At 39.8% G+C, this 13,186-nt stretch carries 7 protein-coding genes; all 7 read right to left on the reverse strand.

The genetic code is table 11. The features are described 5' to 3' along the window. Window positions 1-469: 469 nt before the first annotated feature. The 7 genes from CA2015_RS24040 to CA2015_RS24070 all read right to left on the reverse strand — a co-directional run bounded on the left by CA2015_RS24040 (window position 470) and on the right by CA2015_RS24070 (window position 13,177). Window positions 470-2,494, reverse strand: coding sequence for an FAD-dependent oxidoreductase (locus CA2015_RS24040; RefSeq protein ID WP_048644199.1), 2,025 nt, complete (start codon window positions 2,492-2,494; stop codon window positions 470-472). Between the two features lie 9 nt (window positions 2,495-2,503). Then, on the reverse strand, window positions 2,504-4,264 hold the full coding sequence (locus CA2015_RS24045; protein ID WP_053086747.1) for an arylsulfatase: 1,761 nt from the start codon (window positions 4,262-4,264) through the stop codon (window positions 2,504-2,506). A 164-nt stretch (window positions 4,265-4,428) separates the two neighbouring features. Further along, window positions 4,429-6,111, reverse strand: a complete 1,683-nt coding sequence (locus tag CA2015_RS24050) for an FAD-dependent oxidoreductase (RefSeq protein ID WP_048644201.1) — start codon at window positions 6,109-6,111, stop codon at window positions 4,429-4,431. 146 nt (window positions 6,112-6,257) lie between these two features. Next, window positions 6,258-7,661 (reverse strand): Gfo/Idh/MocA family protein, encoded by a 1,404-nt coding sequence (locus CA2015_RS24055; RefSeq protein ID WP_048644202.1) that lies wholly within the window; start codon window positions 7,659-7,661, stop codon window positions 6,258-6,260. Window positions 7,662-7,773: 112 nt separating this feature from the next. Next, window positions 7,774-9,486, reverse strand: a complete 1,713-nt coding sequence (locus CA2015_RS24060) for an FAD-dependent oxidoreductase (protein WP_048644203.1) — start codon at window positions 9,484-9,486, stop codon at window positions 7,774-7,776. A 125-nt stretch (window positions 9,487-9,611) separates the two neighbouring features. Then, entirely contained in the window at window positions 9,612-11,117 is a 1,506-nt protein-coding gene (locus CA2015_RS24065; RefSeq protein WP_048644204.1) for a sulfatase family protein, read from the reverse strand. 380 nt (window positions 11,118-11,497) lie between these two features. Continuing rightward, window positions 11,498-13,177 (reverse strand): RagB/SusD family nutrient uptake outer membrane protein, encoded by a 1,680-nt coding sequence (locus tag CA2015_RS24070; protein ID WP_048644205.1) that lies wholly within the window; start codon window positions 13,175-13,177, stop codon window positions 11,498-11,500. Window positions 13,178-13,186: the final 9 nt, after the last annotated feature.

Genomic DNA, 13,186 nt, shown 5'->3' on the forward strand with positions numbered 1-13,186 from the left:
ATTTCATTTGGCCCCTGATTATAGATGAATTTTATTAGGTGATTTTTGTTAAAACAGATCTACTTTTTGTTCGGGTAATAAGTCACAATTTAAGTTTCTCATTAGTATTGTTTTGAAAGATTCTTACCTGAAGCATTTACTCAAATATCCTTTCAGTTTACAATTCTGAAACTTCACAAAAATTTAAGGTGATAAATCAAGAAATTTGATAGCAAAAATCAAACCATTTTTCCATTTCCCTGCCAGCTTTTGAAACCAAACTCCATTCATGTTGGAGACCCATTTAGTCCTAAATAATTCACAAACTAAAATTACCTCATGGGAAACACCTCAAAATCAGCTATACTAGTCTTATGTACAGCTCTGATCTGTACAGGGCAAATAGAATACAAAAAAAAACCAGCTTCAAAAAGTTTTACCTTTATGAAACTGGTTAAATAAATTTAATTTTTAGACAGCAGTGAAAATATTATTTTTCAGGCACCCATAGTACTGCATCAGCTACAACTGTGCCATCTGCACCTTCTGTACTAACAATAACAAAAGGATTCGTACCTGCTTCTAAGGTATAAGCGCCTACATTTACCCACTCTCCTCTTGTTTGGCCTTCAACTCTAATGTCCGTTTCTTTTACAAAAACCTCATTTTCTGATTTTCCATCAGAAACAATAATTTTGGTCTGACTTGTTGCATCCTCTGTTCCTGAGAAATAGACATAAATGTCATACTTACCATTTTCTACCACTTTTGGACTAAAACGGACTGTACTAATGGAGTTGCCATTGCCTGCGTTTTTCAAAAGTGTTGGACCATATCCATGCCTATTTTGAACCTCCCAATCTCCGGTAACAACTACACCTTCATCATCATTGTCCACCAGTAATTCAGCAGTGCTTCCATTTGCCAATGGATTTGAGTGAAGCTCTCCTTGTAGCTTCTTAATGGATACCTCCTGAACAGCTTGCCCTTCATCCAAGGCCAAACTTGCAGCCACTGCAGCAGATTGTCCTAAAACCATAAATACCGGCTCCATTCGAATCGAGCCATAAGCAATATGACTTGCAGAAAGTGCCACCGGTACCAATAGGTTCTTTGCTTCATTTGCCTTGGGTATAATTGACCTGTAAGCAATAGGATATGGGCCAAAACCACCTATTTCAACATTACCTTCATTCTTCACCATTTTCTTACCATCCTTCTCTACAACCACACGCTGAATATTGTGAGAATCCATGGTGTAGGCAGCCATTCCAACACCATCCTCTACTACTTCCTCTCCTACACAATTGGCTTGAGTCATTACATATTCTCCTATCATTCTCCGTACTTCCCTCACATACAATTGCGGAGTCCAATTTCCATTTTCTACATATTCATCTTTTGGATAACCCCATTCCTGAATCGCCTCTTGAAGTTCTTTTGGCACCCTTGGGTCAGTTTTGTAAAAGTAAAGCAGAGATTTCGTGTAAAGCGTGTGTGCATCTATGATTTCTTTCCGCTTTTCATAACTTCCTTCTGGATATTCATGGTTCATTCCAATCATATCTGTAGAGAAACCTCCCCTATTGTTTATGTCCGTTTTGTTATTTGGCATGCGACTCCAGATAAAATACTGCCCAAGGCTTCTTTTTTCAGGTTGAGCTTCGAAGAGTCTGACCAATAAATCAAACATGGCTGGATCATAACCTTCCGGCTTCGTAATTTCTATCCGATTGTCAGGATCATTGGTCAAGCAAATACGGTAATTATAGGCTTGAATTTTATCATCTTCTGTGCCATCTTCCGCCAAACGCTCCTCACTTATACCCCAAAGCAAACCACTTGAAGGATCTCCTGGAGTTTTGTAAGGATCAACGCCGTCAGGAAACTGGTGGCCATTCATTAATTGAACGCCATTATAGGTTTCCCCATATTTTTCATTGGATTCCCTACCGATATCATAACTTACCCCAGACTTTGCCATCAGGTCACCTTCATAGGTAGCGTCGATAAACATTTTACCTGACACTTCCCTCACCGGTTCTGAAGGGTTATTGGCATTCTCAATAGAAATCTTGGTTATCCATCCATCTTTATTCTCAGCACTTTGGATTCTAAACCCATACTGAACAGTGATTCCTGCCCGGTCCAAATACTCTTGAAAGGTAGCTTTAGCTACACTTGGTTCGAATATCCACTGCTCAAATTTCCCATAATGATCACCAAGTTTTCGATAGAAATCTCTTGATAAGCCAGTTACGGCAAATTTATTCCCTATATCAGTGTAGCCTAATCCACCAGTAGTCAAACCACCAAGGTGCATGCTAGGCTCAATCAGAAGTACTGATTTCCCCATACTCTTCGCTGTATAAGCTGCTATTACCCCCGAAGATGTGGCTCCATATACGACTACATCATAGGTTTTTTCTTTGGCTTCTTCAGGCCCTGAGCAAGAAAAAATCAGGCTTGATAAAATCAAACAGCCTATTACTAAATAACTTAATTGTCTTATCATTACTTGTTTTCAATTGGTTTTGGTGAATACAATCAATCTTAAATCCATTACCTGATTACCAGGGATCTCAAGCGCTTTCATGGATAAAGTGGCTTCTCCACTTTCCAGGTTTATTTCACCCAATGATATGGGTTTGAAATCTTTAACATAGGATTCCATGCGCTCTACCCTGTCATTTTCCATCCCCTTGAGAGGTGGATCATGGGCTATATCCACTTTTCCATCTAGGTAATTCTCTCCTAGCTGAAGTCTAAAGGTGGCGCCAATGTCTATTTTAGGGCATGTATAATATAAATCAACCTGGTATTTTCCTGATTCCAATACCTCCACATCCCAAGTGATACTGTCTTCCAAACTTACCCAATTTGTAAAAAAAGAGTCATTGGGGAACCGGTTGGATCGTTGAATCTGACCATGAGCCTCACCATCACGGGCGGGCATTTGGGTGTACTTTGCTCCAGGTGCTCCCAGGGTAAATGATCTGATCTTAGAACTTTTGTCCATTTCTTCAGCCATTTCTCTTTCCCAAGATGCTTTTGATGCTGTTAATTCCGCAGTTAATTCCTTCATTTGATCTTGAATAGGGTTTTGTTGAAATGGGTCTTTTCCCATGTCAAACAAGGCTCCTTCATGATCCAGAAGAAAATTCTGGGTTCTTAAACTCGTTCTGTTATTCCAATGTCTGTAGATTATTCTATCCTCCCACTTGCTGGCTTCATTGAATATAAGTGGCTTTAAACTTTTACCATCGAAGGGCTTTTCCGAATTATGTTCTATCCCTAGCAGCTCCATTAAAGTTGGGAACAGGTCAATCGCACTTGATATTTCTTCGACCACTTCACCTCCTGGAATGGTCCTTTTCCATTGTATGAATAATGGACTTCTAACTCCTCCTTCATCTGTAGAACCCTTTCTGCCTTTCATTCCACCATTCCACCTAAAACTATTCGGACCATTGTCACTAAAATAAATTACAATGGTATTTTCCTCCAGGTCAAGGGATTTCAACTTGTCCATTATTCTTCCCACATTCCAATCGATGTTTTCACACATGGCAAGTGCTGCCTTTGTAAACTCCTGGTCTTCGTTCTGCACTAGACTATCAAGCTCCTTCTTAGCAAATGAGTCGTACCAACGATCGGGAACTTGCATGGGTGAATGTGGTGTGTTTAAGGGCAGGTAAACTAGAAAAGGATGCGCTTGATTTTCCTCAATAAACTGCATGGCTTTTGCTGTCAGGTCATTGGCAAGAAAGCCATCACCTTGAACAGGTTTACCATTGTGTTCCAGCGGTGGACTAAAATAATCCCCCCAATGTCCGGAACAAAAGCCATAAAACTCATCAAACCCCCTGGCATTGGGATGGTAAGGGTGTTGCATGCCATTGTGCCACTTACCAAAAGCGCCTGTTACGTAGCCTGATTTTTTTAGCACTTCGGCAAAGGTTACTTCATCTAGGTCCAATCGTTCTTGCCCGGCCGAAGTCCCACTTACCCCTCCACGCAAATGGTACCTGCCAGTAAGCATTTCTGCCCTGGTAGGAGAACAGACCGGAGACACATAAAAACGATCAAAACTGACCCCCTCAACACCCAACCTATCAATATTTGGTGTCTTCAAATTTGGGTTCCCAGTGAAACTTAAATCACCCCATCCCTGATCATCAGATAAAATGATCAGAATATTAGGCCTGTCTTGTTCTTTTTCTTCTGACTTACAAGCCATAAAAGTACATATACACAGGAATAATAAGGATTTAGAAAGTTTCATAGCCCCAGAATTTATTTAACTTCAACAATTACATAGCAGTCTAAAGTAGACAAAAGTAAGCAATAGGTACTGCAAACATTATAAAGTTATCGGTACCTTATTGCCTACTATTGAAACACTCAAATTCATTAAGTCAATACTTGACTTAACACAAAGCTTTATGCTTAATTAATTTTATCAGCTAAAGTCAATACTTGACCATCTTCAAGAAGTTTCGTTCTTAAAGAAGAATAAGGAAGCTCTTGTACACTGATGCCTTCATCCATAGCCATAACAGCTGCTGTGGCCGCAGATTGCCCTAAAATCATAAATACTGGTTCCATTCGAATGGAGCCAAAAGCAATATGACTTGCAGAAACTGCCACAGGTACCACTAGATTTTGAATTTCGTCTGCTTTAGGTACCAAAGAACCATAGGAAATTTCATAAGGTTGTGGCAATGGAACTCCCACGTCTCCTTCATTTTGGACATGCCCATTCTCATCCACATAACGTTGAATATTATGTGAATCTATGGTATAGGATCCCATTCCTACTGATTCAGGAGTTGGTCTTTTCTGTAATAACTCATTTTCCGTCATGACATATTTGCCAACCATTCTTCTGGCTTCTCTTACATAAATTTGATGCGGCCAGTTACCGTTGTCTGTAAACTCATCCTTGGCCAAGCCCCATTTTTTAAATTCATCCTGGGTTTCTTTGGGTACTCTTGGGTCATTGGCTACATAATACAGTAGTCCTTTTTGATAGTCCTCATGTTCCTTTATGATTTCTCGCCTTCTTTCGTAACTCGCTTCAGGATAATCATAATTCATCCCAATATTGTCAGAACTAAATGGTCCATGATTATTGGTATCTGTTTTTTTGTTAGGGATCATGTCAAATTTACCGAACCATTGTGTCCATCCTGCATCAAAAATCCGACCTAGCAATTCATATTGGGTAGAATCATAATTGTCAGGTCTTGGGAAAGGAACCTGATTGTCTGGATTTATAGACATACAGGTTCTAAAGCAATAAGCCTGAACCTTATTGTCTCCTTCACCTTTAACACCTGGGTCCTCACCACTGATTTTAGGAAGCAAACCTGAGGAAGGGTCACCAGGAATAATATAAGGATCTATCGGTTGATCTACTGCTTTGAAATGGTGCTTGTGGTGAAAAACACCCGTCTGCACCCCATTCCAATCCTCACCATATACACTTGTTCCTTCTCTTCCTACATGGTAACTCACCCCGGCAGCTGCCATCAAATCTCCTTCATAGGTGGCATCTACAAACATTTTACCTTTGAATTCCTTGCCACTCAATGTACGAATAGCAGTGATTTTTCCGTTTTCAACGGTAACTCCACTTTCTCTGTCCAACCATTCATCTCTAAGGACTTCAATTCCTAATTCCTCAATCCATTCGTCATAGACTTCCTCAGCCACGTGAGGTTCAAAAATCCACATGGTTCTAAATTCTCCATCTATAGCAGGAGTGCCCTGACCTTTGTTTCCAAAATCAGATTGAGCTTCCCATTTCCAGGCACCATCTTCTGTATATTTTTCATATACACGTTGGTAAAATTCACGGGAAAGGCCTCCTATCACCTCTTTTTTTCCTGTATCCGTCCAGCCTAAACCTCCGGCCGTCAAACCTCCTAAATGCTTGTCTGGAGAAATCATTATTACTGATTTGCCCATTTTCTTTGCTTGGATAGCAGCTGTTACGGCTCCAGATGTACCTCCATATACAATTACATCTGTTGTTTCTTCCTGCTCAGTTACTGGACCACAGGCCATAAAAACGAAAAGCAAAGAAAGGTTTAACAACACAATCTTTAAAATCCCTGTTTTTTTCATTGTTTCAATTAGTTAAATGCTTATTTATTAAATTTTACGTATTATTTTTCTAAAATCTTGAGCTTGATTAATAATCTATATAACCATTTTACTTTCAGTTGTAGCATGGATTCCTACTTAAGCCCAAAGATTATTCTCAATTTCCTTTAAGCGTCTTTTAGCTTCATGTTTTCAGGATCCCATCCGACTATTTTCTTTTGGAAATAACTGATATTTCCTGCTTCAGTTGGGCCTGAAGCCCGAAGTCCAAAAACAGCATCCTCCACAACAGGCTTCCCATGACGGATGGATTCAAAGAAATTGACAAAATGCTCATACCTGTCTCCCTTATAGTTAGAAGGTACCTTAAATTCAAATTCAGAAGGCCCTACCATTTCAGCTTTTTGAGGGTATTTTTTACTGTGAGCAGCTTTGAGTGCCTCTTGCATGGCCTCCGGGAAGCTGTTTAAGGACATTCCAGGATCTTTAGGGAAAGGTGTTTTGCGTAATTTTAAGCCATTAAAATCAATCGTAATGTCTCCTTCCGAACCCACTATTCTGAACAGAAAATTATTTCCTCCACCACTTACAAGATTGGTTCTCAATGATAAGTTAAATGCAGGATGGGCATCCGATTTAGGATAATCAAATAATCCCAAATGTAGATCAGGCACATCTCTTCCATCTTTCCAGTATCTCAAACCTCCGGTAGCCTGAACCCTTTCAGGCCCCTTAGATCCTGTCACAAAATGTAGCATGGAAAGCATGTGCACATATAAATCACCCGCTACCCCTGTGCCATAATCCTGGTAGTTTCTCCACCTGAAAAAACGAAGTGGATCCCAATCTCTTTTTGGGGCATTGGCTAGATAAGTATCCCAATCGACTGTTTCCTCGGAGGCATCCAATGGCACTGTATATTGCCAAGCTCCTCTTGCACTGTGTCGGTCAATTTGTGCTTCAGCAAAGTTGATTTCTCCAATTTCTCCTGCAGCTATTAGTTCCTTTGCCTTTGCATGAATGATGGAACTCACATATTGACTACCTACTTGAAATACCATTCCGGTTTTTTTCTGCATGTCGATGATGCTGTGACCATCAGCAGAACGTTGTACCATTGGTTTTTCGCAATAGACATGTTTGCCTTTTTCCATGGCATCCAAACACACTTTTTGGTGCCAATGATCAGTGGTCGCATTGATGACAGCATCCACATCACTTCTTTCTAAAATCTCTCTATAGTCTTTGGTGGTAAATAAATCAGCCCCCCAAAGTTCTTTAGCGCGAACAAGTCTTCCATCGTACAAGTCACAAGCTGCCACAATTTCAACTCCATCCACCATCAAAGCTGTATTGGCATCACCTATACCCATGCCTCCAGTACCTATGACAGCTACTCGGATTTTGTCATTGGCAGACACCGCTTTTCTCTTTACTAAGTCAAGGTAGGTTGATGATTCAAATCCCTTAGAGGCATTCGCAATGGCTATCGGTGCACCCACTGCCAAGGCAGTGGATGTAGATAACTTTTTCAAAAAAGATCTTCTGTGGTTTTTGGGTTCAATTGGCATAACTATTTGCTTTTATTAGTTTAAATGCAATATAACAATACAATTTACAGTAATGCAGAATACAATTAAGCCAAGCTAAGGCTTGCTTCAACAAAGGGAATTCTACTTATACTTATTTCTGATATTCTAAAATCTGCTTGTCTTTACGTAGAACTTCTACCAATAAATTATAATCAAGGTCCTGAACTGCAACCTGATGATCGATGGCTAAGGCAGCAGCAGTGGCTGCAGATTGGCCCAAAACCATAAATACAGGTTCCATTCTAGCTGATCCAAAAGCAACATGCGTGGCACTAATACAAACCGGCACCAACAGGTTTTCTTTTTCTCCTTTTTTAGGTACAATTGACCTGTAAGAAATTGGGTAGGCCGTCAAACCTCTGGCTTCAAAGTTACCCTCGTTTTGTACATAGCCATTATGGTCTACATAACGTTGTACCATGTGAGAATCCATCCCATAAGAGCCCATACCTACTCCATCTTTTACCTGCGGAACCAATCCTTCACAATCAGCCTGAGTAACGACATAATCACTTACCATTCTCCTTGCTTCTCTTACATACAGCTGAGGTGTCCAACCATTTCTATCTTTAAACTCATCTTTTGTCATCCCCCATTTTGACACAACATCTCTCACTTTTTTGGGAATTCTTGGATGGTAAGCCAATGACCACATTAGCCCTTGTTGGTACTCCAATTGCCTTTGACTATACGCTTCCCTATCCGCATAACTTGCCTCAGGATAATCGAAATTTTGACCTATAAAGTCTGTTGAAAACCCTTTTTGATTGTTTGTATCCGTCTTTTTGTTGGGCATTGGTGTATTGATCCAAGGCACCAATGGATCCCCATAATGGTACATTTTTTCTATTGGCCCATTGGCTGCTTCATAATTCCTAAACAACAACTCATATTCAAGTTCATTGTAATTTGCAGGTTTCTCGAATGGAATCCTGTTCTCAGAATGGTTGGTTAAGGTCATACGATAACAGTAAGCTTGGATCCCTTTGTCTGCAGTGCCATCTAATCCAGGTCCTCCTTCAATAATAAATGGTAATAACCCACTAGATGGGTCACCTTTTACCACATAAGGGTCAACACCTGGCACGAAATTATGGTGGATGGCATTTCTGGAAACATTCCCTTTAAGGGTAAGGTTATAAAAATTGGCTTGCACACCATTAAGGGTTTCTCCATACTGACTATTGGCTTCTCTACCAGTAGTATAGCTCACACCTGAAGCTGCCATCAAATCTCCCTCATAAGTAGCATCTATAAACATTTTACCTGAATAAGTCTCTCCACTTTCCATTGTAATGGAGGTAATTCTATTGTTGTTGGTCTTGACTCCAGTTGCCCTATTGAGGCGTTTATTCATAAGGACCACTATATTTTCCTCCGCCAACATCTTTTTATAGACTTTCATTGCTACTGAAGGTTCAAAAGTCCACATGGCCTCTTCTCCTTCGTTGGATCTTGTTTGATCCGGCCTCCTTAAATAATCTAGCCTATCCTCATATTTCCATGCCTCTGGATTGTCATAGTAAGCCTTGATAGTTTGGTAGAATTCCAAGGAAATACCACCTATTACATCTTTATTCCCAATATCTGTAGCCCCTAAACCTCCAGTGGTTAAGCCCCCTAAATGATTTGAAGGTTCAATAAGAATTACAGATTTCCCCATTCTAGCCATTTGAATGGCTGCAGCGACACCTCCAGAAGTACCTCCATAAACGACCAGATCATAAGAGGTATTTTGCCCCTGCGATGGATAAGCAATCCAGGAGGTAAAAAGCAGTAGTAATGCTGTAAACAGTTGCTTCATAATGTTTAGATTTAAGGAATGTATCCTTTTTGGTTACTATTCCAGTCTTTGGTTATAAGTTATTAATTCTTTTTTTAAAGTTGTAAAATGGGAAGACCCAAAGGACAAAAGCAAAATTAGACCTGTTAATTATCTGCAATAATGGCTGAGTTTAAATGGTCGTTCAATTGATTTAATAATTTTTCAGCTATTTCAGGATTTTCCATAGCAAGATCATTGGTTTCACCAGGATCTTTTTCTAGGTTGTACAATTCCACGGGTGAAACAAACGGATATTTCCCAAGCACTTTCCATTTCCCTTCACGCAAACCATATGCATTCCCACTGCCCCGGACCACTATTGATTCCCTATTTCCTGAAGTCACCTTACTGCCATAAAAAGCTGACAATAGGTTATGCCCATCTATAGCCGAATCTTCAGACAATGTCTCCCCCACCAGGGCCGCTAAAGTTGGCAAAATATCATTAAGCCCAATAAGTTCATTGCTCACCTGTCCTTTTGGGATTTTACCTGCCCAACTTGCTATCAAAGGCGTACGTACTCCTCCTTCATAAACAGACCATTTGGTTCCCCTGAAAGGGAAGTTGGGTCGGTGTGAATCTGGATTTATTTCCTTCTTCACATCCTTTGGACTATTTGTTACTTGCTCTTTGTCATCTTCCGGACTTGTGGCAATAAACTGCGATCCATTGTCACTGGCAAAAATTATTAGCGTATTCTCTCTTAATCCGAGAAGGTCTAGTTCTTTTAATATTTGACCAACATAGTAATCCAACTCAAACACATAATCCCCATAAAGACCAGCATCTGTTTTGCCTATAAACTCCTGATCCACGGCCAAAGGAATATGTGGAACATAAGGCGAGTAGTAAAGAAAAAATGGTTCTTCGCTACCGCTTTTTTTGAATTCTTGTAGATAATTAATGCTTTCTTTTGTGATATAAGGCAAAAATCCCTGCAAGGGAATTTTATTGAGGTTTTCGATTCCTGTAGCAGCTTCAATCGTGTACAAATCGTGTATAAGTGCCCCTACTACCTGTTTGTCTTCAAATATCCAACATTCACTGGCACAACTGAAACCTAACCAATGCTGAAACCCTCTATCCAAAGGCCCATCACTTAATGGCTTGGTAAAATCAATATTAGCACCATTCTGGTCATCTTGAAATTTCCCATATCCAACTGGAGGCTCTCCATCATTTGTGGGGAAAGTAGTGCCTAAATGCCATTTTCCAAATCCGGCTGTATGATAGCCCGCATTCTGAAGCATCTGAGGTAAGGTTAGCATCCCTTCTTCAATCATAGAAGGTTCATAATTTGCCATTACTCCAGACTTTTTCCAACTTCTCCAAGGGTACTCTCCTGTCATCAGCGCATAGCGACTAGGAGAACAAACTGATACAGGACAATAAGCTTCAGAAAACCGAATTCCCTCCATTGCCAATTGATCGAGGTTAGGGCTTAACGTTTTTGAGTTAGGATTGTATACGCCCAAATCTCCGTAGCCCAGATCGTCCGCGAAAATAAACAGTATATTAGGTAAAGGTTCCGTTAATTCCTCCTTCTCCTCAGCACCGCAGGACATAAGCATGTAGGCAAAAACCAACGTAACAATCTGTATAATTCTCATTCTGCCAATCAATTATTATTATTTTATAAAATAATTTTACTTACTATTAATTGAAATTGCTACAATTCCTTCTCAATGTCAATCTCTTCGAAATCCTTCCTTACAATTGTAAAAAAACTTACCTCAAGCCTAAAATAGTGAATAATTCCTTTTTTAAGATTTTACTTACATAGAACTTCCATTCCATTGGTGATATTAACTCCAATATGAAATGGAATAAAATACAATAGGTTTGAATTTCAATAATTGCTAGGATTTTGGCATTCGTATACCCTTAGCAAGTTATAAAAAAGTAAATTGTCCTGCTCCACCTAAATTATAAATGGAGCAGGAAATTCATAATGAATTGATTATCATCAATTTACCCTTTCAAATCCTAATTAGTAATTTGGATTTTGAGTCAATGCTGTATTGGTTTCTAGTTCTATTCTAGGAATAGGCCACAAATAATCTCTTTCAGGATTAAATGCTCTGGTTTCCACAACAACCATTTCATCAGCATTGCTGATATTGTCATAGTTAGGAGTACCCATTTCGTCGATCATTGGGGCTTCACTTAACCATCCGCCTCCACCGTATCTATTGACTCTTCCTCTATATGGACCAGGCATGATGTCTTCTGCAACTCTCCACCTTCTTATATCAAAATACCTAAAACCTTCCATTCCCAGTTCATGCCTCCTTTCTTTACGTACAATGTTTCTCAATTCTTCCTGAGTTTTACCACCTTCAATGGCTGGCATTTGTACAGATTCTCTTCCACGGATTGCATTTAGAGCATTATAAACAGTTTCATCAAGTTGATTTAACTCTACTTTTGCCTCTGCATAATTCAGCAACACCTCTCCAAGCCTGAAAATGGTAAGGTTTTGATCTGTCGACCCCACATCTGTAGGATAATTGGCTACGTCTATGTGTTTTCTGTATAAATAGCCTGTAAAGGATGCATAAGCGTGTGCAGCTTCTATATTAGGCACTCTAATCTTCTCATTTCCTCTGAATTCCCAAGTCATGGTACTGTCCCTATGGGTTTCATAAATCCAGTTTACCAATCGCGAGCCCGGTACTACTAAGGTATAGTTCAATCTAGGGTCTCTATTTTCAAAAGGACTTTGAGGATTGAATAGTGGAGATTCATCAATGGGCAATCCATCTATACAATCATAGGTATCTACCATGTCCTGAGGAGGTTTTTTATTGGAATGCCCAAGGGCCATTCTAGACCAAAAATTTCTTGGCATATTGTGCGTTGCAACTCCTCTTAAGTATTGAATTCGCATGATTACTTCACTAGAATTGTCTCCTGCAAAGGTAAACATCCCCTCATAGTCAGGATCAATTTGATAGGCATTAGCATCCATCAGTTCTTTTGCCGCTGCTGCTGATTCTTGCCATCTTTCATTCCATAATGCCACTCTGGATATCAAAGCAAGTGCCACACCTTTGGTGACCCTTCCTTTCTCAGCAGCATTCATTGGAAGTTGATCCTTAATTTCATTTAACTCTGAAAGAACAAAATCAATCACTGCTTCTTTCGAAGACCTAGGGGTCTGCGATTCCTCTAGTGATAGATTAGTTGTCACCAAAGGCACATCCCCATAGAGCTCTGTCAGGTAAGCATAAAAATACGCCCTGAGAAACCTCGCTTCTCCTACAAGTCTGTCGTATTTTGCCGGATCCATTTCTTGCCTCAAATGGTCTCCCTTTGAGGTTATGAAATTCACCCTGTTAATTCCTCTGTAGAAATGTGACCAAAAACCATTGGTGTAGCCATTGTCTGCATTTTGTTCACCTCTACCAAGGGCTTGCAAATCACTTCCATTTCGATCCCAGCCATCATCTGAGGCAAAATCGAAAGATAAAAACCAGGCTATACCTACAGGGAAATACCATAGTCTGTTGTAAACTCCGGTAACTGCCATCTCCAATTCAGTTTCGTTGGCAAAATACGTCTCACTAGAAGGGGAATCCAGTGGCAACCGCTCTAGAAATTCTTCATTACATGCTGAAGAAAATAGTAAAGCAGGTATCAATATTGTATATATAATTATCTTTTTCATCAGTTCTCA

This window comes from Cyclobacterium amurskyense (genome assembly GCF_001050135.1).
GTDB lineage: Bacteria > Bacteroidota > Bacteroidia > Cytophagales > Cyclobacteriaceae > Cyclobacterium > Cyclobacterium amurskyense.

Excerpts from the sequence above, each read along its gene's own strand:
- CA2015_RS24050 (WP_048644201.1), bottom strand. The coding sequence starts at position 6,111 with ATGAAAAAAACAGGGATTTTAAAGATTGTGTTGTTAAACCTTTCTTTG.
- CA2015_RS24060 (WP_048644203.1), bottom strand. The coding sequence starts at position 9,486 with ATGAAGCAACTGTTTACAGCATTACTACTGCTTTTTACCTCCTGGATT.
- CA2015_RS24040 (WP_048644199.1), bottom strand. The coding sequence starts at position 2,494 with ATGATAAGACAATTAAGTTATTTAGTAATAGGCTGTTTGATTTTATCA.
- CA2015_RS24070 (WP_048644205.1), bottom strand. The coding sequence starts at position 13,177 with ATGAAAAAGATAATTATATATACAATATTGATACCTGCTTTACTATTT.
- CA2015_RS24055 (WP_048644202.1), bottom strand. The coding sequence starts at position 7,661 with ATGCCAATTGAACCCAAAAACCACAGAAGATCTTTTTTGAAAAAGTTA.
- CA2015_RS24045 (WP_053086747.1), bottom strand. The coding sequence starts at position 4,264 with ATGAAACTTTCTAAATCCTTATTATTCCTGTGTATATGTACTTTTATG.
- CA2015_RS24065 (WP_048644204.1), bottom strand. The coding sequence starts at position 11,117 with ATGAGAATTATACAGATTGTTACGTTGGTTTTTGCCTACATGCTTATG.